The sequence below is a fragment of the Roseovarius autotrophicus genome (genome assembly GCF_018069895.1).
Taxonomy (GTDB): domain Bacteria; phylum Pseudomonadota; class Alphaproteobacteria; order Rhodobacterales; family Rhodobacteraceae; genus Roseovarius; species Roseovarius autotrophicus.
In genome coordinates this window covers 58478-80185 of the sequence record NZ_JAGQDH010000003.1, presented here as the reverse complement: position 1 = coordinate 80185, position 21708 = coordinate 58478, and the positions used below count along the sequence as shown (strand labels likewise).

22 protein-coding genes are annotated in these 21708 nt (G+C 65.3%); 11 read left to right on the top strand and 11 right to left on the bottom strand.

All coding sequences use genetic code 11. The features are described 5' to 3' along the window. Positions 1 to 67: 67 nt before the first annotated feature. Complete coding sequence (locus KAK09_RS04995) at positions 68 to 1753, bottom strand: cytochrome D1 domain-containing protein (protein WP_210877792.1); 1686 nt, start codon at positions 1751 to 1753, stop codon at positions 68 to 70. A gap of 137 nt (positions 1754 to 1890) precedes the next feature. On the opposite strand from KAK09_RS04995, the gene KAK09_RS04990 reads away from it, so the two are divergent. From KAK09_RS04990 to KAK09_RS04960, 7 genes are all read left to right on the top strand, one after another. After that, positions 1891 to 3093 carry an NnrS family protein gene (locus KAK09_RS04990; protein WP_210877790.1) on the top strand — a complete coding sequence of 401 codons (1203 nt, stop codon included), beginning with the start codon at positions 1891 to 1893 and terminating at the stop codon, positions 3091 to 3093. A gap of 76 nt (positions 3094 to 3169) precedes the next feature. After that, complete coding sequence (locus tag KAK09_RS04985) at positions 3170 to 3622, top strand: c-type cytochrome (RefSeq protein WP_210877788.1); 453 nt, start codon at positions 3170 to 3172, stop codon at positions 3620 to 3622. A 12-nt stretch (positions 3623 to 3634) separates the two neighbouring features. After that, the gene (locus tag KAK09_RS04980; RefSeq protein WP_210877786.1) at positions 3635 to 4999 is read left to right on the top strand and encodes a cbb3-type cytochrome c oxidase subunit I; all 1365 of its coding nucleotides are present in this window, start codon (positions 3635 to 3637) and stop codon (positions 4997 to 4999) included. Between the two features lie 5 nt (positions 5000 to 5004). After that, positions 5005 to 5814, top strand: a complete 810-nt coding sequence (locus tag KAK09_RS04975; RefSeq protein ID WP_210877784.1) for a CbbQ/NirQ/NorQ/GpvN family protein — start codon at positions 5005 to 5007, stop codon at positions 5812 to 5814. Positions 5815 to 5822: 8 nt separating this feature from the next. Beyond that, a complete protein-coding gene (locus tag KAK09_RS04970) occupies positions 5823 to 7766 on the top strand; it encodes a nitric oxide reductase activation protein NorD (protein WP_210877781.1) in 1944 nt (647 codons plus the stop codon). Then, a complete protein-coding gene (locus KAK09_RS04965) occupies positions 7763 to 8305 on the top strand; it encodes a cytochrome c oxidase subunit 3 (RefSeq protein ID WP_210877778.1) in 543 nt (180 codons plus the stop codon). Before KAK09_RS04970 ends, KAK09_RS04965 begins: the two co-directional genes overlap by 4 nt. Beyond that, positions 8302 to 8550, top strand: coding sequence for a nitric oxide reductase F protein (locus tag KAK09_RS04960; RefSeq protein ID WP_210877776.1), 249 nt, complete (start codon positions 8302 to 8304; stop codon positions 8548 to 8550). The genes KAK09_RS04965 and KAK09_RS04960 overlap by 4 nt, the downstream gene beginning before the upstream one ends. Here the strand turns inward: KAK09_RS04960 and KAK09_RS04955 are convergent. After that, positions 8547 to 9251, bottom strand: a complete 705-nt coding sequence (locus tag KAK09_RS04955; protein WP_210877769.1) for a Crp/Fnr family transcriptional regulator — start codon at positions 9249 to 9251, stop codon at positions 8547 to 8549. The genes KAK09_RS04960 and KAK09_RS04955 overlap by 4 nt on opposite strands. A gap of 142 nt (positions 9252 to 9393) precedes the next feature. On the opposite strand from KAK09_RS04955, the gene KAK09_RS04950 reads away from it, so the two are divergent. Continuing rightward, positions 9394 to 9705, top strand: coding sequence for a hypothetical protein (locus KAK09_RS04950; protein ID WP_210877767.1), 312 nt, complete (start codon positions 9394 to 9396; stop codon positions 9703 to 9705). Positions 9706 to 9763: 58 nt separating this feature from the next. Here the strand turns inward: KAK09_RS04950 and KAK09_RS04945 are convergent, their stop codons facing one another. Beyond that, on the bottom strand, positions 9764 to 10780 hold the full coding sequence (locus tag KAK09_RS04945) for a ribose-phosphate pyrophosphokinase (protein ID WP_210877765.1): 1017 nt from the start codon (positions 10778 to 10780) through the stop codon (positions 9764 to 9766). A gap of 97 nt (positions 10781 to 10877) precedes the next feature. Between KAK09_RS04945 and KAK09_RS04940 the strand changes: the two genes are divergently transcribed. From KAK09_RS04940 to KAK09_RS04930, 3 genes are read left to right on the top strand one after another with little or no spacing between them, the layout of a single operon-like run. Then, positions 10878 to 11477, top strand: a complete 600-nt coding sequence (locus KAK09_RS04940) for a 2-hydroxychromene-2-carboxylate isomerase (protein WP_210877763.1) — start codon at positions 10878 to 10880, stop codon at positions 11475 to 11477. After that, positions 11440 to 12291 (top strand): alpha/beta fold hydrolase, encoded by an 852-nt coding sequence (locus KAK09_RS04935; RefSeq protein ID WP_336244422.1) that lies wholly within the window; start codon positions 11440 to 11442, stop codon positions 12289 to 12291. The genes KAK09_RS04940 and KAK09_RS04935 overlap by 38 nt, the downstream gene beginning before the upstream one ends. Before the next feature lie 49 nt (positions 12292 to 12340). Further along, the gene (locus tag KAK09_RS04930; protein ID WP_210877762.1) at positions 12341 to 12823 is read left to right on the top strand and encodes an RNA pyrophosphohydrolase; all 483 of its coding nucleotides are present in this window, start codon (positions 12341 to 12343) and stop codon (positions 12821 to 12823) included. 60 nt (positions 12824 to 12883) lie between these two features. Here KAK09_RS04930 and KAK09_RS04925 read toward each other — a convergent pair whose 3' ends face one another. The 8 genes from KAK09_RS04925 to KAK09_RS04890 form a co-directional block, all read right to left on the bottom strand. Then, the gene (locus KAK09_RS04925; RefSeq protein WP_210877760.1) at positions 12884 to 13207 is read right to left on the bottom strand and encodes a hypothetical protein; all 324 of its coding nucleotides are present in this window, start codon (positions 13205 to 13207) and stop codon (positions 12884 to 12886) included. A 61-nt stretch (positions 13208 to 13268) separates the two neighbouring features. Beyond that, positions 13269 to 13496 carry a glutaredoxin domain-containing protein gene (locus KAK09_RS04920; RefSeq protein WP_247651076.1) on the bottom strand — a complete coding sequence of 76 codons (228 nt, stop codon included), beginning with the start codon at positions 13494 to 13496 and terminating at the stop codon, positions 13269 to 13271. Between the two features lie 9 nt (positions 13497 to 13505). Continuing rightward, positions 13506 to 14075 carry a carboxymuconolactone decarboxylase family protein gene (locus tag KAK09_RS04915; RefSeq protein ID WP_210877758.1) on the bottom strand — a complete coding sequence of 190 codons (570 nt, stop codon included), beginning with the start codon at positions 14073 to 14075 and terminating at the stop codon, positions 13506 to 13508. Between the two features lie 49 nt (positions 14076 to 14124). Further along, positions 14125 to 14706: a TetR/AcrR family transcriptional regulator gene (locus KAK09_RS04910; protein WP_210877756.1), complete on the bottom strand. Its 582-nt coding sequence runs from the start codon at positions 14704 to 14706 to the stop codon at positions 14125 to 14127. Positions 14707 to 14776: 70 nt separating this feature from the next. Beyond that, positions 14777 to 15604, bottom strand: coding sequence for a 2,3,4,5-tetrahydropyridine-2,6-dicarboxylate N-succinyltransferase (gene dapD / locus KAK09_RS04905; RefSeq protein WP_210877754.1), 828 nt, complete (start codon positions 15602 to 15604; stop codon positions 14777 to 14779). Between the two features lie 203 nt (positions 15605 to 15807). Continuing rightward, entirely contained in the window at positions 15808 to 18255 is a 2448-nt protein-coding gene (locus KAK09_RS04900) for a GcvT family protein (RefSeq protein ID WP_210877753.1), read from the bottom strand. Between the two features lie 78 nt (positions 18256 to 18333). Beyond that, positions 18334 to 19230, bottom strand: a complete 897-nt coding sequence (locus tag KAK09_RS04895; RefSeq protein ID WP_210877751.1) for a homocysteine S-methyltransferase family protein — start codon at positions 19228 to 19230, stop codon at positions 18334 to 18336. Further along, on the bottom strand, positions 19227 to 21689 hold the full coding sequence (locus KAK09_RS04890; RefSeq protein WP_210877749.1) for a GcvT family protein: 2463 nt from the start codon (positions 21687 to 21689) through the stop codon (positions 19227 to 19229). Before KAK09_RS04890 ends, KAK09_RS04895 begins: the two co-directional genes overlap by 4 nt. Positions 21690 to 21708 lie beyond the last annotated feature (19 nt).

Genomic DNA, 21708 nt, shown 5'->3' with positions numbered 1-21708 from the left:
GGTCTGCGGGTGTCTGTGGGCAAAGGCGAAAGCCGGAGGGCATCGCTGCCCCCCGGCGCTGCCACGCTCAGGTCTTGTGGTTCGAGCGGTTGAAGACGTTGAACTTGCCGGTGGGGGCGAACAGGCCCTTGATCCGGGCCTTTTCCTCAAGCGTCTCGGCGTCGAAGACCACGATCTCTCCATTGTCGGTCTTGGAATCCTTGCGGTTCCAGACCGAGGCCCAGACCTCGGTGCCGTCCTGGTTGAACTCGAAGTGGACGGCGACATAGCCCTCGACTTCGGTCAACTGGATGGTCTTGACGATCTCGCCGGTGGCCTTGTCGATCACCTGCACCGATTGCTGGATCTCGGGTTCGGGATGCAGCGTCTGGTCCGCCCAGACATATTTGCTGGTCGGGTGGGTGCGGATGAACAGGCCCGGCCCGTCGGTTTCGACCTCGTAGCAGATCTTCCAGGCGTTATCCGGATGATCTGCGGGATCGTTGCCCCAGACCGTCACATGGCCGGTGCCGAGGTGCGTGGTGCCGCCCACGGGGCCACAATTCGGATCAACCCAGTTGGCACCGGGGCCGGGGTGGGGTTTCGACTTGGTGTCGATGATCGCCTCCAGCTTGCGGGTCTTGGAATCGACCACCACCATCTGATCCGAGGCGTTTGCCGCGATCTGGAAATAGCGGCCCGTCGGGTCGAAGAACCCGTCATGCAGGAACTTGGAATTGTCGATCTTGTCGATACGCAAGTTGTCGATGTCGGTGTAATCAACCTGCCAGATCTGGCCCAGTTCCTTAACTGCCACAAGCCATGTGGGTTCGTGCGGGGTCGTGTAGATCGCCGCCACGCGGCTCTCCTCGACATATTCGCCATCGACGTTGACGCCGCGGGTCGAGACGACCTTTTTCGGCTCCATCGTCAGCGCATCGACAATGGCGAAATGCGGTGGCCAGTAGCCCCCGCCAATGACATACTTGCCGTCGCCGGACACGGCCACGTCGCGGGCGTCATAGGCGATCTTGACCTCAGCCACGAGCATGTTCTCGGGGTTTTGCCACAGGTCGATCTTGGTCATCTTGCCGTCGCGACCCATCGTGTACCAGAACCGGCCCGGATTTTCCGGCTCGTCGATGCTGTGATGTTCCGACGCCTTGAGCACGTGCACCGCATAGCCGGTGGGGATATGCGCGAGCACCTCCTTGGTATCGCCGTCGATCACCGCGACCTTGCCCACGTCGCGTTCGATCACGACAAAGAAGTTCTCCCAGTTGCGGCCATGCAGCGGCTCTGTCGGATAGTCTTCCGGTTCGATATAGACCTTGCGGGTCTGAATCATCTGGGCCAGCGACATTTCCGGCGGCTTGGGCGGGTCGATCTGGATGTAGGTGGCCAGATCGGCGATCTGCTCTGACGTCAGGATGCCGTCAAAGTTGTTCATGCCCCCTTCGGTGCCGAAGGAGATGATCCGCTCCAGCCGGTCCTGGCCAAGCTTGAGCGTGCCTGTCACCGTCTCGGTGCCGTCGGCAGCCTTGGTCTTGAGTTCGGGCAAGAGGTGCTTGCCGGTCGCGCCCTTTCGCAACACGCCATGGCAGCCGGCGCATTGCTCGAAATAGGTCTGCTTGGCGGCTTCAAAGGCCTCCGGGTTCATGGTCGGCTGTTCCTGGGCAAGCGCGGGAAACGCCGCCGTCGAGAGCAGGAAAGACAGACCGGCGCCGAGCACGCGCCCTGGCGTCCTCGGTGTCCTCGCGGCTGGGGTTGTCATGTCAGAATCTCCGTTGCGCTGGTGAGGCATCCCTTTTCTGACCGATCACCGGGGCGTGATCCTTGACTTTCGTTAAGGTGGTCCGGGCCTTTCGGCGCGACCTTCAGCGTCAGGTTTTCCAAGCGCGGGGCACGGATATGTCACAAGACACCACGGGCGCGGTCGCGCGCTTCTTCTCCGAGGGCTGGCGCGTGTTCTTCACCGCCGCCGCCCTTTACGCGATCTTCTCGCTGATCGTCTGGACCGGATGGCTCGGTATTCACGCAGCGGGGGGCATGGTCAGCGCCCTGCCCTTCGCCCCGCCGCCACATCTGTGGCACGCGCATGAGATGGTGTTCGGCTATCCGGCGGCGGCGATGGGGGGGTTCTTCCTGACCGCCGTGCCGAACTGGACCGGCACGCCCGCGGCGCGACGCGGCTTTATCATGCTCGTAGCCGGACTGTGGCTGGCGGCGCGGGTTGGCATCTGGTTCTCGGGCAGCCTGCCAATGGCGTTGGTGGCGACGCTCGACCTGGCCTTCCTGCCGGTTCTGGGGACCAAGATCCTTGGCCATCTCCTCAAGCGGCCCAAGCCGCAGAACATGATGTTCCTGGGCGTGCTCGCGCTCATCTGGGCGGGGAACCTGATGGTGCATCTGGACTGGACCGGGGTGACGGCGACCGGAGCCGCAGGGCTGCAGCTGGGACTTTTTGCCACCTGCGGGCTGATCGTGATGCTGGGCGGGCGGGTGACGCCCGCCTTTACCCGCAACGCGATGACCCGCGCCGGGATCGAGCACCGCCTGCCGCAAAGCCACCTGCCGCTCGACATGGTGGTGCTCGGGCTCACGCTGCTTACCGCGCTGGCGGCGGGGCTGGCATTGCCTGGACCGGTTTTTGCCGCGCTGGCGATTGCGGCAGGCGCGGCGCAACTCTTGCGCGGCGCGCGCTGGAGACCGCTCTGGACATGGAACCAGCCGATCCTCTGGGTGCTGCATCTGGGCATGGCGATGCTCGGGCTGGGGCTGGTTCTGTCAGGGCTGGCGGCGCTCGGGCTGGGCTCGGAAGTGGCCGCGCTGCACCTTCTGGGAATCGGCGCGGTGGGGGTGATGACGCTGGCGGTGATGTCGCGCGCGGCGCTTGGCCATGGCGGGCACGCGCTGATTGCCCCTGGTCCGGTGGCACTGGCCTACGGGCTTCTGGTTCTGTCGGCGCTGACAAGATGGGCAGGATCAAGCCTCGGTATCAGTCACTATTACACCGGCGTTCTCGGCTCGGGGCTTCTCTGGGTGCTGGCCTTCACGCTCGCTGCCGCGGCGCTCTGGCCCGTGCTGACAGGGCCGCGTGCCGGGCACGATTGACTTTCGTTAAGGAAAGCGAGGCCACCGACCGTCAAGGTAACCCCATCGTCAACCGCTCCGAAAAGGAGACTGCGCCATGCGCGAAGTCCTGACCAAGACGATGGCCCGCAACATTTTCTACGGCGGATCATTGTTCTTCATCCTCATCTTCGTGGGCCTGACCGCCCATTCCCACCGATACATCGTGACCAAATCGACCGACCGCGGCGGCCTTACCGAGAGCGTCGCCGCAGGCAAGCACGTCTGGGAGAAACACTCCTGCGTCAACTGTCACTCGATTCTTGGCGAAGGCGCCTATTACGCCCCCGAACTGGGCAATGTGATGGCGCGCTGGGGTGTGCAGGACGACCCCGAGGGCGCGCTGGACATGCTCAAGGGCTGGATGGACGCCATGCCAACCGGCATCCAGGGCCGCCGCCAGATGCCGAATTTCGGCCTGAGCGACGAAGAGTATCGCAACCTTGCGGATTTCCTTCTGTGGACGGGCCGCATCAACACGCAGAACTGGCCACCGAACGACGCCGGTTGAGGAGCGAGAGCCATGAAATATCAAACCCAGAAAATCGCCCTGGCCTATTTCGCCGTGGCCCTTGCGCTCTTTGCGGTGCAGGTGACCATCGGCCTTGTCATGGGCTTTGTCTACGTGGTGCCGACCTTCCTGTCGGAGCTGGTGCCGTTCAACATCCTCCGGATGCTCCATTCCAACAGTCTCATCGTTTGGCTGCTTCTGGGCTTCTTCGGGGCGGCCTATTACCTTTTGCCCGAGGAATCCGAGCGTGAGATCCACTCCGAAAAGCTCGCATGGCTGCAACTGGGCATTCTCGTGCTCGGCACGCTTGGCGTGGTGGTTACCTATCTGTTCAACATCTTCGAGGGCAATTGGCTCTTGGGCAAGGAAGGGCGCGAGTTCCTTGAGCAGCCCAAATGGGTCAAGGTCGGCATTGTCGTCGCCGCGCTGATCTTTCTTTACAACGTGTCGATGACGGTGCTTGCGGGGCGCAAGACGGCGATCACGAACATCCTGCTTCTGGGCCTCTGGGGTCTGGCGCTTCTGTTCCTCTTCGCCTTCTACAACCCCTCGAACCTCGCGCTCGACAAGATGTACTGGTGGTATGTGGTCCATCTCTGGGTGGAAGGCACATGGGAGCTGGTGATGGCCTCGATCCTCGCCTTCCTGATGCTCAAGCTGACGGGCGTTGACCGCGAGGTGGTGGAGAAATGGCTTTATGTCATCGTCGCCGCCGCGCTCTTCTCGGGCATCCTCGGGACCGGGCACCATTATTACTGGATCGGAACGCCGGGATACTGGCAGTGGATCGGCTCGATCTTCTCCTCGCTGGAAGTGATCCCGTTCTTCGCCATGATGGCCTTTGCCTTCGTCATGGTCTGGAAGGGTCGCCGCGACCACCCCAACAAGGCCGCGCTTCTCTGGGCGCTCGGCTGTGCCACGCTCGCCTTCTTCGGCGCGGGAGTCTGGGGCTTCCTGCACACGCTGCATGGCGTCAACTACTACACCCATGGCACGCAGATCACCGCCGCCCATGGCCACCTTGCGTTCTACGGGGCCTATGTAGCGCTGAATCTCGCGATCATCACCTATGCCATGCCGCACCTTCTTGGGCGCGATCCCTATAACCAGGTGCTCAACATGGCATCCTTCTGGCTGATGTCCTCGGGCGTGGTGTTCATGACCTTTGTGCTGACCTTTGCCGGCACGGTGCAGACCCACCTGCAACGGGTCATGGGCGAGGATTACATGAGCGTGCAGGATCAGCTTGCGGTGTTCTACTGGATGCGCTTCGGCGCGGGCATCGCAGTGGTGCTTGGCGCGCTTCTCTTCATCTACGCCGTGTTCGTGCCGCGCCGCGAGGTCATCGAGCCCGGCATCAGCCAGCCGGCGGAGTGATGGAGATGGATGGATCCCACCCCAACCTGAAGGGGGCGGCTGACGCCCCCTTCTACCTGCCGCAGGGCGACGAGATCGCGCTTGTCACGGCGGCGCATGAGAACCGCCTGCCGGTCCTGCTCAAGGGGCCGACGGGCTGCGGCAAGACACGGTTCGTGGCGCATATGGCCGCGCGCCTTGGCCGCCCGCTCTATACGGTGGCCTGCCATGACGATCTGTCTGCGGCGGACCTGATCGGGCGTTACCTGCTCAAGGGCGGCGAGACGGTCTGGGCCGATGGCCCGCTCACCCGGGCCGTACGCGAGGGCGCGATCTGCTATCTCGACGAGGTGGTGGAGGCACGCAAGGATGTGACCGTGGTCCTGCACCCGCTGACCGATGACCGCCGCATCCTGCCCATCGAGCGCACCGGCGAAGAACTGGCGGCGCCCGAGGGTTTCATGCTCGTGGCCTCCTACAACCCCGGCTATCAGAACATCCTCAAGACGCTCAAGCCCTCGACGCGGCAACGCTTTGTCTCGGTCGAGTTCGACTTTCCCCGCCCCGAGCGGGAAATCCCCGTGGTCGCACGCGAATCCGGTCTGTCGGAGGAACGCGTCAAGCCGCTGGTGCGGCTTGCCAACCGGCTGCGCGATCTCAAGGGGCAGGATCTGGAGGAAGGGGTGTCCACCCGCCTCGTGGTCTATGCCGCCATCCTCATCCGTCAGGGCATGCCGGTCGAGCGCGCCATTCTGGCCGCGATGATAGAACCGCTCACGGATGACCGCGACACGAAACGCGGGCTCCTCGATCTTGTCACCGCCGTTTTCGGGTGAGGCCGGTGATGGGCAGGATCGACGTCGACCCATGGGAACCCGAAGAAACCATCGGGAAACTGTGGCACGCCTATGCCAGCCGTCTCGACGCCCCGGGCGTGCATGACGGAGCCCGTGTTGACCTCTCTGAGGTCGCGGGGCGGCTGGCAGTCCTTTTCCGGGGCCTCGGCGGCGATCCGTCCGTCGAGGTCAAGGCCGTGGCGGAGGAGACGAGCCATCACCGCCTCTCCTTTCTGCGCCGCCTTGGCACGCCCGCCGAGGTGCTGCCACGCGCCAGTTTCGACGGCGCGGCGTTGCGCCTGCCCGCGTCGCTGGCGGTCTTTCCCGCGCCCGAGGCCAATGGCGCGCTGTATCTGTGGCTTGCCGCCTGCGCGGCCCATGCGCCGACTGCCCCCGATCACGATGATCCGCTGTCCGCCGATCTGGCCGCGATTGCCGCCGCGCAAGACATGGTCGCCGCCACGCTTCAGGCCGCGCCGGGCTTTCGCGCGCTTTATGCCGATCTGTGTGGCGGGTTGCTGGCGTTGCGCCCCCGCCCCGCGCTTCCCGCCCTGGAATCGGCGGTCGAGGCGCTTATCCGTCACCATCTGGGCGATCCCGCGCCGCTGCCCGCGCGCGCCGAGGTGCTGGCCGGGGCAGACCCGGACAGCTTGCGCGCCCCGCGCGGCTATCGCCCGTTCCGGCCGGTGCCGCTCTGGCCCGATCTGCGCAGACCGAGGCGCAGCCACGCCGATCAGGTCGAGGACCGCGAGACCGAGGGCGCGCCCGAGACGTCCCAAGGCGAGGAGAAGACCCGCCGCGCGCGCCGCCGCAAATCCGACCTCATCGACCGCAAGGACAGCTTTATCCTGCACAAGTTCGAGGCGATCCTTGCCTGGGCCGAGTTCATCAACCTCAACCGCCGCGTCGAGGACGATGACGAGGACAGCGCGAAAAAGGCCGCCGACGATCAGGAGGAAATCGGGCTGGGGCAAATCTCTCAGGCCCCGGCGACGCGGCTCAAGCTGCATCTCGATCTCGCCCCTGAAGACGTGGACCGGGAGGCGCTGTCGGACGTGCTGACCTACCCGGAATGGGATGTGCGCACGGGGCGCTACATGCCCGATCATGTGCGCATCCTTGCCAGCGATCTACGCCCCGAGACGGGCGCGCTTGCCGCGCGAGATCCGCGCGCGACGCGCCGCATCCGGGCGGTGAAACGGCAGTTCGAGGCGCTGAGACCCGGCCGCGTCTCGACCCCCGGCCACCCCGACGGCGATGAGCTTGACACCGAACGCGCGGTGCGCGCGCGGGTGGATTTCATCGCCACCGGCGAGAGCGATGACCGCATCTGGCGGCAGACGCGCCCGCTTGCGCGCGATCTGGCGGTGTCGATCCTGCTTGATGTCTCGCGGTCTACCGAAGGCACGGTGACGGGGCACGACGGCGGGTCGCGTTCGGTCATCGAGATCGAGCGCGAGGCGCTGGCGGCGCTCTCCTGGGGCCTCAACGCCTGTGGTGACAGCTTTGCCATCAACGCCTTTTCCTCGCTCAAGCGGCACCGGGTCTGGCTGCACCGGCTCAAGCGGTTCGACGAACCGATGAGCGCAGCCATCGAGGCGCGCATCGCCGCCCTCAAGCCCGGCCATTACACCCGCCTTGGCGCCGCGATCCGTCACGCGAGTGCGGAGTTGGCGCGCGAGACGCGCAAGCGGCGGCTGCTCCTGGTCATCACCGACGGCAAGCCCAACGATCTCGACCATTACGAAGGCCGCCATGGCATCGAAGACAGCCACATGGCGATCCGCGAGGCACGGCGCGCGGGCCATTCGGTCTTTGGCATCACCGTGGACCGCGATGGCAAGGCGTGGTTTCCGCGCATGTTCGGGCAGGGCGGCTTTGCGCTCATCCCGCATCCCGACCGGCTGACCGCCGCATTGCCGCAGATTTACCGGCAACTGGTCGGGGCATGACCGACCTTATTGACGAATTGCCCGGCGAGCCGATGATGTGGGTTCTGATCGTGTCGGAACTACTGGTGTTCGGCGCGGGGCTGGCGGCGCTGAGTGCCATGCGCCTCACCGACCCGGCAGGTTTTGCAGAGGCGCAGGCGCATCTTGATCGGGCGGGGGCCGCGCTCAATACCGTGGTGCTGGTCACATCAGGTTTTCTCGCCGTGCTGGCCGTGCGCGCCGCCGAGGCGGAGCGGGAGGCGCGCAAGCGCGCATGTCTCGCGGCGGCGATGGCGCTTGGCGTGGTGTTTCTGGTCATCAAGGGGCAGGAATACGCCGCCAAATCCGCGCAGGGAATCGACTGGGAAACCCACGCCTTTTTTACCTTCTACTACCTGCTGACCGGCTTTCACGCCGCGCATGTGGTGGCGGGCATCGTGCTTCTGGGGCTGGTGGCGGTGTTGCGCGATCCGCGCGCGACCGAGACCGGCGCGGCCTTCTGGCACATGGTCGATCTTGTCTGGGTGTTGCTTTTCCCGGTGGTCTACCTGATCCGATGACGCGCGATCCGCTCTTGATGGCCTGGGCCGCCCTCGTGACGCTGAGCCTTGCCGGCGCTGGTCTGAGCCTTGTGCCTGCGGGGTCGGTGGTTTCGCTGCTGGCGCTCTCGCTGGCCTTGCTCAAGGGGCGGATCATCCTGCATCGCTACCTTGGCCTTGCCCACGCCCCGCGCTGGCGGCGCGGTTTTGACATGGTGCTGGCGGGGTTCTGCGCCGGGCTTGCGGGGCTTGCTCTGTTGATTTAGCGATCCCGGCTCCACGCCTCGGCCGGATCGGCCAGTGCATAGTCCTGCAACCGCTCCAGATCGGCGATTTCGGCCATGTTCTGCCGGATGCTGACACCATGGTCGCGCAGCTTGGCGAAGGCGCGGCTGAGGCTCTCGGGCTTCATCCCCAGACGACCGGCAATCAGCGCCTTGTCATAGGGCAGGACCACCTCGCATTTGCCCTGCGCGCAGGTAGCGAGATCAAGCAGGAATTCGGCCACCCTCTGTGCTGCCGTCTGTGCCTTGAGCGCCTCGACCTGCCCCACCAGCGCCTGAAGATGGGCGAAGGTGGAGGCAAGGATCGCGATGGCCACCTCGGGCACATCGCGGATCTCGCGCAGGAGGGCCGCTGCTTCCACCTGAATCAGAGTGCAATCGGTCACTGCCTCAGCGGCGACGGGATAGGCGGCATGGCGCAGCGCCACCGCCTCGCCGAAACTGCGGCCACGGGTAAAGACCCCCACCACCGCCTCGGCACCATTGGGGGCGATGCGGTAGAGCTTCACCCAGCCCTCGGCCACGATATAGATCGAGCGCGCGGGCTCTCCCTGCAAGAAAATCGTTGCTCCGCGGTCAAACCGGCGCACATGCGAGGCGACGATCAGCTTGTCCGCCACCTCCTCGGGGACCGAGGCAAAGAGCAGGGATTGCCGCGCAATTTCGACGAATTCGGCTTTCATTCTGCCCGTCCCCAGTGTCCTGCGCCCACTCGTGCGCGGCCAAGCCATGCCACCATCACGCGCACAAGCCTTGACCTTCGTCAAGTTTCGCTGCCCCGACATGTGTATGCTGGCCCAACATCGAACAGGAGAGACCGCGCGAATGGGCCTGACCTTTCTGGCATTTTTCTGGGTCGCCGGCGTCACCATCGCTGTGGCGCTCGGCATGGGGCTGGGCGGGCGGCGGGGCCCGCTCCTGGGGGTCGCGATCGCCGGGGTGGCGCTGTTGGCGATACTCGTGCTCTTTGCCACTGTCGGTTGGGTTTGCGAGGGTACCGATTGCGGCGGGCTGAGCGCGCTGATGGGGCGGTTGCGGCTGCTGATGGGGGCGCTGACCGCTGCGGGGCTTGGCCTTGGGCTGTGGCTGGGTGCTCGGGTGCGTGTGCACAACGCACCGCAACACGCCGGGCGATAACCTATCCGCCTGCTCAGGCTGGACATGAGGGTGAACCCGCGCCCACCCTTGGAACTGCTCAGCCACCAAACTTGCCTTCGTAGATCGGCTCGAGCGAATCGGCCTCGAACAGCGACGAGACGCTGGTGCCGTTCCAGATGTTGAGGATCGCCTGGGCAAAGATCGGCGCCGTCGGGATGATGCGGATATTGGGCGTGGCCTTGACCGCCTCGGTCGGTTGGATCGTGTCGGAGATGACCATCGATTTCAGCACGGAATTGGTGATCCGTTCCACCGCCGGGCCGGACATGACGCCATGGGTGGTATAGGCGTGGACCTCGCGTGCGCCATTCTCGAGCAGCACCTCGGCGGCCTTGCACATGGTGCCGGCCGTGTCGCACATATCATCGACGATGATGCAGATCTTGTCAGTCACCTCGCCGATCACTGTCATTTCGGCTACTTCGCCCGGTTTCTCGCGGCGCTTGTCCACGATCGAGAGGGGCGCGTTGATCCGCTTGGCAAGCTCGCGCGCGCGCGCCACGCCGCCTACATCGGGCGAGACGATCATCACGTCGCCGATGACCGCGCCGAACTGCGCCTTGATGTCGAGCGCGAAGATCGGCGAGGCATAAAGGTTGTCCACCGGAATATCGAAGAAACCCTGAATCTGCGCGGCGTGCAGGTCCATGGTCAGCACCCGCTCGATCCCCGCCTCGACGATCATGTTGGCGACAAGCTTGGCCGAAATGGGCGTGCGCGCCTTGGTGCGGCGGTCCTGACGGGCATAGCCGAAATAGGGAATCACGGCAGTGATGCGCCGCGCCGAGGAACGGCGCAGCGTGTCGGCCATGATCAGAAGTTCCATCAGGTTGTCATTGGCGGGCTTCGACGTGGGCTGGATGATGAACATGTCCTCGCCGCGCACATTCTCGAATATCTCGACAAAGATCTCCTGATCGTTGAACCGCTCGATACGGGCATCGACAAGCCCCACGCTCACGCCGCGATGCACCGACATGCGCCGGGCGATGGCCTTGGAAAGCGGCATGTTGGCATTGCCCGAAATCAGCTTCGGTTCGTCATTGGCGGCCATGTCAGTATCCCCGGATGTCTCTATGACAGATTCGTGATGTTGCGCCCCGCTTAGCACGGCCCTACGGTCAGGCAAACCTCCAAGGGAGCATGCCGCGATGGCCCATATCGACTATTACTTCTCGACCCTCTCGCCCTTTGCCTATCTCGCCGGGGACGGGCTGGAACGAATCGCCGCGAAACACGGTGCGAGTGTGGCCTACAAGCCCCTCGACATCATTGCGCTTTTCGCCCGCACCGGCGGCACCGCCCCCGCCGAGCGCCACCCCTCGCGCAGCGCCTATCGCGCGCAGGAACTGCCGCGTCAGGCGAAGAAGCGCGGCCTGCCGCTCAATCTCAAACCCACCCATTGGCCGACCAATCCGGCGCCCTCCTCCTATGCCATCATCGCCGCGCAAAAGGCGGGCGGCGGCGATATCGGCGCGCTGGTGCAGAGCATTCTGCGCGCCTGCTGGGCCGAGGAGCGCGACATCGCCGGGGATGACGTGGTGCGCGATTGCCTGACGCGGGCAGGGTTCGATCCGGCGCTTGCCGATAGCGGGCTTCTGTCGGGAGCAGAGACCTATGCCGCCAACCTTGAGGATGCGGTGGCGGCGGGCGTCTTCGGCGCGCCATTTTACGTTGTGGACAGCGGGCAGGCGTTCTGGGGCCAGGACCGGCTTGAGGATCTCGACCTACACCTCGCGGGCATGCTCTGAGGCGATGCCGCGCGGGCTGCGGGGCGGGTTCGAGACCCACTGGCAGGTGATGGGGCAAGGCCCGCGCGCGGCACTGGCCATCCATTGCTCGCTGGCGCATTCCGGGGCCTGGGCGGGGGTGGCGCGGGCGCTTGGACGGCATCTGACGGTGACGGCCTTCGATCTGCCGGGGCACGGAAACAGCAGCGCCTGGGAGGGCAAGGGCGAGATTCAGGCCGTGAGCACCGCTATGGCCGCCAATTTTCTCGACGGCCCCACCGATATCATCGGCCATTCCTTCGGCGCGACCGTGGCGCTGCGACTGGCGGTCGCGCATCCGCACCTCGTGCGTTCGCTCAGCCTGTACGAGCCGGTATTCTTCGCCGTGGCGCTGGCCGACCGGCCCGGAATGCGCGCGGGCCACGAGGCGGAGATGGCTGACTATCGGGCCGGTGTCGCGGCGGGCGACATGGCACGGGCGGCGCGCGGTTTCCTGCGGGTCTGGGGCGATGGCGAGGGCTGGGATGCCCTCCCAGAGGCAACGCGCGCCCGCATCGCCGCGCAGATGCCGCTGATCGAGGCGGCCGCGCCCGCGCTTTATGGTGATGCGGGCGGGATGCTGGCCTCGGGGGCGCTCCACCATATCGCCGCGCCTGTGCTAATGATGCAGGGTGCGCGCTCTCCGGCGATCATCGCTGCGATCAACGCGGGACTGGCCGCGCGCCTGCCCGACGCGCGGCGCGTGACGATCCCCGGCGCAGGCCACATGGGCCCGATCACCCGCCCGCAGACTGTGGCCGAGGCGATCGCCACCTTCCTCGGTATCGGGTCTTGACCGCGCCCACGCCCCGCCGCAAGGTCGCGCCGCCTGAAGGAGAGCCGTGATGACCCCCGACGACATCGCCCGCCTGCCCTATCGCCGCTGCGTCGGCGTGATGCTCGCCAACCCGGCCGGTCATGTCTTTGTCGGCCAGCGAATCGACAATGACGCGCCCGCCTGGCAAATGCCACAGGGCGGCATCGACGAAGGCGAGAGCGTGCGCGAGGCGGCGTTGCGCGAATTGTGGGAAGAAACCGGCGTCACCCCCGACAAGGTGCGGATCGAGGCGGAAACGCCAGACTGGCTGCCGTATGACCTGCCACACGAGATCGTGCCGCGCATCTGGAAAGGACAGTATCGCGGACAGGAGCAGAAATGGGTGCTCATGCGCTTTCTCGGGCAGGACTCGGATGTCAGGATCGACACCGCACACCCGGAATTCTCGGAATGGCGCTGGCTGCCGCCAGAGGATCTTGTGGCGCAGATCGTGCCGTTCAAGCGCGCGGTCTATGCCCGCGTGCTCGACGCCTTTCGAGACATGCTCTAACTTATTGATTTCGCATGTTCGAGAAGCTCAAAACCGGTTCCCGCTTTTGAGCAACATGCTCTAGTCGAAAAACGGCGTCATCTGCGCCACGATCACGGAATTCTCGTCAAGCGCACGCTGCATCAGCGCGCGTTCCTCGGCGCTGATCTCATGGCCCTCGGCCTCGCGTTCGGCCAATGTGCCATAGCCTGTCACGTCGAGCGGCGCACAATCAGCCTGCTTGAGGATGGCCACAGATTCGCGCACCGCCTCGGCCTCGTCCACGCCCGAGGCATAAACCATCAGCGCCGCCCCGGTAGCCCCTTTGGGAAGCCCGTCGCCCGCCTTGCGTCCGATTTCCACCAGCAGGGTATAGACCTGCTGGCGGCTTGGTTTGTCGCTCATGCGCGCGCCCTCCCGGTTCGATGCACCCCTGAGCGAGGGCGCACAAGAAGTCAAGCGCCGCTCAGCCCCGGTTGAAATGATCCCGCAGATCCTCGGCCCCGCCGATATGGACCCCGTCGATGAAGATCTGCGGGATGGATTTCTCGCGCGGCAGGCGCGCGGCATAGTCGGCGCGCACATCCGGGTCGGTCATGTCATGCGCCTCATAGGCAAGGCCGCGCGCATCAAGCAGCGCCTTGGCCGCCTCGCAATAGGAACAGCCCGGCCCGGTGAATATCTCGATCCGCATGATGTGCCCTCAGTGGTTGATGGTGAGTTTCGGCTTGAACCCGTCGAACATCGGTTCCAGCGCCACGCCAAGCGCGTCGCCGAATTTCGACACCGCGATATAGGTGGTAATGACGAAGGCCGCATCGACGATCTGCGGCTCGCTCCAATGGGCGTGCAGGCGCTCCCACAACTCCTTTGGCACGCGGTTGGCGTCCTCGCCGATCTGGATGCAGAAATCCAGAAGCGCCACCTCGCCGGGGGTGAAATGCGGGCTGGTGCGGTATTTGACACCGTCGATATCGGCCACCTTCTCGGAGGGGATGCCCAGCATGTCGCACAGCCGCTCGTGCTGAACCACGCAATACTGGCAATCATTGCCCTGCGTGGCCTTGAGGATCAGCAACTCCTTGGTGTTCCAGTCAAGCACCCCGTCCTTGAGAATCGCCATGATGGTCGAGGTAAAGACCTCGCCATATTCGGGCTGGTGGCCGAACACCTTGAAGATGTTGAGCAGCGCCTGAAACCGCTCCTCCGCCCGGTCGTAGAAGGCAAGCGTCTCGGGGTTGGCCTGTTCGCGTTCGACATAGGATACAGTCATGGTGGGTCTCCCTTTATGGAATGATCGTTCTAGTGCGGGCAAAAAATTTTCACACCAGAAGTGCCCGCGCTTGCGATGTGATGGCGGCGGGGGCGGCGTCCGAGGGGATGCCCGCACGCATCAGCACGCGCAGCCCCATGAAAAGCCCCAGAAGGGTTTGCGCCGTGCGCGCGGCATCGATGCCTTGCGGTATCGCGCCGGTGGCTTGCCCGGCCTCGATCCGGCCGCGAAAGAACGCCTGGACGCCCGCAAAAGCGTCCTGGACCAGATCGCGGATCTCGGCATCATGCGGGGCCAGTTCCAGCGCGGTATTGACCAGAAGGCAGCCGCCCGGCTGGCCCGGTGCGGGCGGGGTGGCGGCGGCGTCGAAGGCGGCAAGGATCGCGTCGCGCGGCGGCAGATCGCGCGCTAGCCGCTCCAGAAAGCCGCGCCTCTGGCGGTCGTCATAGCGGGTGATGCTGGCCAGAAACAGCCCGCGCTTGTCCTCGAACCCGGCATAAAGGCTGGCGCGGTTCACGCCCGTGGCCGCAACCAGATCGTTGATCGACGTGGCCTCGAACCCGCGCGCCCAGAAGGCGGCGATGGCGCTGTCCACCACCTTGTCGGGTTCATATATGCGTTGGCGTCCCATGGCCGTCTCTTAGATCGTATTGGAACGATCGGTCAAGAAAAATCGACGCCGCCCTGCGCGCCCGGCGTTCTCAGTCCCTCAACAACTCGTTGATCCCGGTCTTGGACCGCGTCTGCGCGTCCACCCGCTTCACGATCACCGCGCAATAGAGGTTGATCCCCCCCTTCGACGGCATCGAACCTGCCACCACCACCGAATAGGGCGGCACCTCGCCATAGGTGACCGCGCCGGTCTCGCGGTCGACGATCTTGGTGGATTTCCCGATGAAAACCCCCATCCCAAGAACCGAGCCTTCACGCACGATACAGCCCTCGACCACCTCGGAGCGCGCGCCGATGAAACAGTTGTCCTCGATGATCGTCGGCCCCGCCTGCATCGGTTCCAGCACCCCGCCGATGCCCACACCGCCCGACAGATGCACGCCCTTGCCGATCTGCGCGCAGGAGCCGACCGTGGCCCAGGTGTCCACCATCGTGCCCTCGCCCACATAGGCCCCGAGATTGACGAAGGACGGCATCAGCACCACGCCCGGCGCGATATAGGCCGATTTGCGCACGACACAGTTGGGGACCGCACGAAAGCCTGCGGCGCGCCATTCGGTCTCGCCCCAGCCCTTGAACTTGCTGTCCACCTTGTCCCACCAGCCGCCGCCTTGCGGGCCATTGTCATGGATTTCCATATCCTTGATGCGGAACCCCAGAAGCACCGCCTTCTTGGCCCATTGGTTGACGCGCCAGTCGCCGTTCTCCTGTCGTTCGGCCACGCGCAGCGTGCCATGGTCAAGCGCGTCGAGCGTTTCCTCGATCGCCTCGCGAGTCTCGCCCCCGGTGGCCGGGGTGATCGTGTCGCGTGCCTCCCAGGCGGCTTCGATGGCGGTTTCCAGTTGGGCGTTGGACATGGCGTTTCCTTCCTGCGTCGCTTGGCGTCGCATGGCCTATAGGGCGAGACGGTGAAAGGATCAATGCGACGCAATGCGGGGCGCGCGCACCCTCAGCCCGTCGCGCCCTGTCACCCTCTGGCTTGACCAGAGGATCTCTGCGCCTCGGGAGATCCCCGCGTTCGCGGGGATGACATTGCAAGAGGCGGAGAGGGCGCGCGCCCTCAGCCCCTCATCCGCTCCGAGGCCGGATCATAGAGCGGCCTGAGGCTCGCCTCGGCCCGCACCCGGCTGCCCGCCACGTCGATCTCGTAGCGTGAGGCCAGCACCTGCTCGGCACTCTCGCCCGGACACGGCACATAGCCCATGCCGATGGCCGCGCCCAGATGATGCCCGTAGGCCCCCGAGGTGAGATGCCCCACGATCTCGCCATCCCTGAGCACCGGCTCGTTGTGATAGAGCATCGGTTCGGGCTCGGTCAGACGGAACTGCACAAGGCGGCGCTCAAGGCCAGTCTCGCGCTTGCGCAGAACCGCGTCGCGGCCGATGAAGGCGGGCTTGGCGGTTTTCACGGCAAAGCCCAATCCTGCCTCCAGCACATGATCCTCGCAGGTGATATCATGGCCAAAATGGCGAAACGCCTTCTCGATGCGGCAACTGTCCATCGCGTGCATCCCGCAGAGCTTTAGCCCATGCTCCGCCCCCGCCTCCATCAGCGCCTCAAACACATGACCGCACATCTCGGCGCTCACATAGATTTCCCATCCCAACTCGCCCACATAGGACACGCGATGCGCCCGCGCCACGCCCATGCCGATCTCGATCTGCCGGGCCTGACCAAAGGGATGCGCCGCGTTCGAGAAATCATCGGGCGAGACCGCGCGCAAGAGGCCGCGCGCCCGTGGGCCCATCACCGCCAGCACCCCCTCCGCTGCGGTCAGATCGGTGATCACGACCATCCGCCCGCCCACATGCCGCCGCAGCCATGTTTCATCCGCCAGCCGCGTCGCGGCGGGGGTGACCACCAGATAGGCACTCTCGCTCAGCCGCGTCACCGTCACATCGGCCTCGATGCCGCCACGCGCGTTGAGGAATTGCGTATAGACAATCCGCCCCGGCGCCACAGACATATCCGCCCCGCAGACATGGTTGAGAAACGCCTCGGCATCCGGCCCCTCGACCCGCAGCTTGCCGAAGCTCGACATGTCATACATGCCCACGGCCCCGCGAATGGCGCGCGCCTCGGCCCCGGCATTGTCAAACCAGTTCTGCCGCTTCCACGAATATTGATACGCCCGCTCCTGCCCCGGCGCGGCATACCAATTGGCCCGCTCCCAGCCCGCCAATTCGCCCATGACAGCACCTTGGGCCAGGAGTTGCGCATGAAACGGCGTGCGCCGCACACCGCGCGCCGTGGCCTTTTGCCGATACGGATAGTGATCGGCATAAAGCAGGCCCAGCGTCTCCGTGGAGCGATCAAAGAGATACTGCCGATTGCCCTGAAACAGCTGCATCCGTGCAATATCCACATCACCCAGATCAAACGGTCGTTCTCCTTCCTCCATCCAGAGCGACAGCGCATGCCCCGCCCCCCCGGCCGACTGGATGCCGATGGAGTTGAACCCGGCGGCCACCCAGACATTGTCCATCTCGGGGCAAAGCCCCAGATGATAGGCATCATCGGGGGTAAAACTTTCCGGACCGTTAAAGAACGTGTGAATTCCCGCCTCCGCCAGCATCGGCATCCGGTTCACCGCCGCCTCCAGGATCGGCTCGAAATGGTCGAAATCCTCGGGCAACTGGTCAAATTCAAAACTCTCGGGGATGCCATTCATCCCCCAGGGTTTTGACACCGGCTCGAACGCGCCCAGCATGATCTTGCCTGCATCCTCCTTGTAATAGGCACATTCATCCGGCACCCGCAGCACCGGCAATTGCGTGAGGCCCGCGATCGGCTCGGACACGATATAGAAATGCTCGCAGGCATGCAGCGGCACATTGGTGCCCGCCATGCGCCCCACCTCATGCCCCCACATGCCCGCGCAATTGACGATCATGTCGCAGGCGATATGGCCCGCGCTGCCATCCTCGCCTTGCCAGTCAACCCCCGTCACGCGACGCCCCGCGCGGGCGATCCCCGTGACCTTGACCCTCTCCTGCACCCGCGCGCCGCGCATCCGCGCGCCCCTGGCCAGCGCCAGCGCAATATTGGCGGGATCCGCCTGCCCATCGGTGGGCAGCCAGACACCGCCCGTCACCCCCGCGAGGTTAAGATGCGGATAGCGCGCGCCGATCTCTGTGGGCGAAAGCTCTTCCACCGGCACGCCGAAGGCGCGCGCCATGGCGGCGCTACGCTTCAACTCCTCGAGCCGCTCCGCCGTCAGCGCCGCCGAGATCGAGCCCACCTGGCGAAACCCCGTGGCCACGCCCGTCTCAGCCTCGAGCCCGGTATAAAGCTCTGCCGAATAGCGCGCGAGGCGGGTCATGTTGGCGGAGGCGCGCAACTGCCCGATCAACCCCGCCGCGTGCCATGTGGTACCGGAGGTGAGCGCCTTGCGTTCCAGCAGAACCACATCGGACCAGCCCAGTTTGGTCAGGTGCCAGGCCACCGAACAGCCCACCACGCCACCGCCGATGATGACCACGCGGGCCTGTTTGGGAAGATCGCTCATCGTTTCGCTCCTGTCAGGCGGCGGAGCGAGGGGCCAGCCCCTCGCGCTCCCCGGAGTATTTGTGGAACAGTGAAAAACTCAGACAATCTCATGGCCAGCCTCGCGGATGCGGCGCGCCAATTCGGCAATGTGCTCGGGGCCGACCTCGCAGCAGCCGCCGACGATGGTGGCCCCTTGGCCTATCCAGCCCATCGTGTGTTCGGCATAGGCGGCGGGCGATAGATCGCGGCGCGCCTGAAGCGCATCGACCGTGGGCGCATCGGTCAGGAAACCCTCGGTGATGCGGGTAAAGCCGTTGGCATAGGCCCCGAATGGCAGGCCAAAACCCCGGAGGGTGCCCAGCGCCGGGGCGACCGATTCGGGGCGTGTGCAGTTGACGAGGAGCGCGTCGGGCCGGTGTTCGGCCAGCAGGGGGGCGAGCGCCCCCACCGGTTCGCCCGAGCGCAGGCGCGTGCCGTCCTCGTCCATCACCGTGACCGCGAGCCATACGGGGCAAGGCGCGTTTGCGGCTGCCAGAAGTGCGCCGCGCGCCTGATCGACCGAGGACATGGTCTCGAAGAGCAGCAGATCGACATGGGGCGAAAGGAGCGCGACCGGCCCGGCATAGATTCGCGCGGCCTCCGCCGCAGGCGGGCAGAGATCGGGGCGGTAGGACGCCACAAGCGGCCCGATCGTCCCTGCCACAAGACCCGCGCCATGAGCGTCGCGCGCGTCGCGGGCGGCGGTGACGGCCGTTTCTGTCAGTTCAGCCAGACGATCCGCGATCCCGGCGCGCATCAGCCGGTCGGGCAGCACCGCATAGGTGTTGGTCGAGGCCACCGTGGCGCCAGCGGCGAAATAGGCGTCATGCACCTGGCGCAGGAGGTCCGGCCGGTCGATCATCGCCTGCGTGGACCAGAGCGGCGTGGGCCGGTCGCCCGCGCGGCGCACCAGTTCCTGCCCGATGGAGCCGTCGAGAAGGGTGATGGCGCTCATGCCCGCAACCGCGCGTTTTCCGGGTCCCAAAGCGGGCCGTCGGGCTGCACCACGGCGCGACAGCGTTCGCCGTAAATCTCGACCTCGATTTCGGTCCCCGACACCGCAAGATCGGCGCGCAGCATGCCCAGCGCGACAGACGCGCCCACCCGGTAGCCCCAGGCGCCCGACGTGGTCTCGCCCACGATTTCGCCCTCGTGCCAGAGGGTGGACATATAGGGCGCGTCCGCCGCCCCCGCCTCTACGGTCAGCGTGACAAAGCGTTTGCTCACGCCCCGCTGCCGCTCGGCCAGAAGTGCGGCCTTGCCGGGAAAGTCCTGCGGCTTGTCGAATTTCACGAACCGCTCCAGCCCGCCCTCCAGCATGGAGTAGTCGGTGGAAAGATCTCCCTTCCACGCGCGATAGCCCTTTTCGATGCGCAAGCTGTTGAGCGCCCACATGCCGAAGGGCCGCAGCCCATGCGCCTGCCCCGCCTGCCAGACGGCATCGAAAACGGCGGCGGTGTCGGGGGTCTTCGTGTGGATTTCCCAGCCCAGTTCGCCGGTAAAAGAGACCCGCACCAGCCGCGCCCAATGTCCGGCGATTTCCGTCGCCTGATGGGTGAGCCAGGGCTGGCTCAGGTCCGCATCGCAGATATCGGACAGCAGCGCGCGCGAGGCAGGCCCCGCAAGGATCTGCGTCATGTATTCACGGGTGCGATTGGTGAGGTTGATCCCCTTGGCCCCTTCCAGCCGCCGCGCCAGCAATTCGTAATCGTGCCATTCGGCGGCGGCGGCGGTGATCAGCGTCATCAGGTCGTCGCGGTGGCGCACTACCGACATCTCTGTGAGGATACGGCCCCGGTCATCGGCGAAATAGACCAGCCCGATGCGCCCCACGCGCGGCACCACGCCGGTGATCTGCGCGGCAAGCCACTCGGCGGCCCCCGCCCCTTCGATGTTGAAGCGCGAGAAGCCCGGTAGATCGAGGATACCGCAGGCATCGCGCACGGCCTCGCATTCCTCCCTGATGCGCGCCTCCCACGGCCCGGCGCGATCCCAGGTCTGCGTCGCCGCCTCGGATGTGTCGTCGCCCGGCTGCGCGAACCAGTTGGCGCGCTCCCAGCCGTTATAGGCCCCCATCTGCCCGCCCAGCGCCTTGATCCGGTCATGCAGGGGCGAAAGCTTGCGGTCGGGGGCGGCGGGCCAGCGGTGCCAGGGGAAATGCATGGCGTATTCGTGGCCGTAAACCTCCATCCCCTTCTGAACGCAATAGTCGGGATCGGTGTAATCGGTGTAGCGGCGCGGATCGCACGACCACATGTCCCACTCGGTCGCGCCCTCCGTCACCCATTCCGCCAGCACCTTGCCCGCGCCACCGCCCTGCGCGATGCCGAAGGTAAAGACACAGGCCTCGAATGCATTTGGCACACCGGGCATGGGGCCAAGCAAAGGCATCCCGTCCGGCGCATAGGGGATGGGGCCGTTGATGATCTTGCTGATGCCGGCGGTGCCCAGAAGCGGCACGCGCGCCATGGCATCGGTCACGATCTCCTCGATCCGGTCTATATCCTCTTGCCAGAGCTGAAAGCTGAAATCGTCGGGCATGGGATCGGAGGGGTCGATCCAGTGGGCGCGGCAGCGCGGCTCATAGGGGCCGAGGTTGAAGCCGTGCTTTTCCTGCCGCAGGTAATAGGACACGTCCACATCGCGCAACAGCGGCAGCTTGTGGCCCACCTCGCGGGACCAGGCCTCGATCTCGGGGATTTCCTCGGACAGCAGGTATTGATGGCTCATCACCATCATCGGCACGGTGCGCCCGCCATAGGGCTTGAACCATTCGCCGACACGCTGCGCATAATACCCGGCGGCGTTCACTACGATCTCGCAGCGAATCTCGCCCTTTTCGGTCTCGACGATCCATTCACCGTTTTCCCGCCGCACGCCCGTGGCAGGGCAGAAGCGGAGCACTTTCGCCCCCATCTCGCGGGCGCCCTTGGCCAGCGCCTGGGTCAGTTGCGCGGGGTCGATATCGCCGTCGTTCGGATCATAGAGCGCGCCGGCAAGGTCATGCGTTTCGATGAAGGGATAGCGCGTCTTGATCTCCTCCACGCCGAGGATCTCCAGATCCATGCCCTGATAGCGCCCCATCCCCTTGGCGCGCTCGAATTCCTGCATCCGCTCGCGGCTATGCGCGAGGCGGATCGAGCCGGTCTGATGATAATTCATCGGGTAATCGACCTCGGCGCCCAGCCGCGCGTAAAGCTCGGTCGAATAGCGCTGCATGTTCATCACCGACCAGCTTGTCGAGAACGTCGGCACATTGCCCGCCGCGTGCCAGGTGCTGCCCGCGGTCAGCTCGTTCTTCTCCAGAAGAACGCAATCCGTCCAGCCTGCCTTGGCCAGATGATAAAGGCAGGACGCGCCGACCGCGCCGCCACCGATGATCACCACGCGGGCCGTTCCGGGTATGTCTGCCATGGATGCCTCCCTGTCCTGT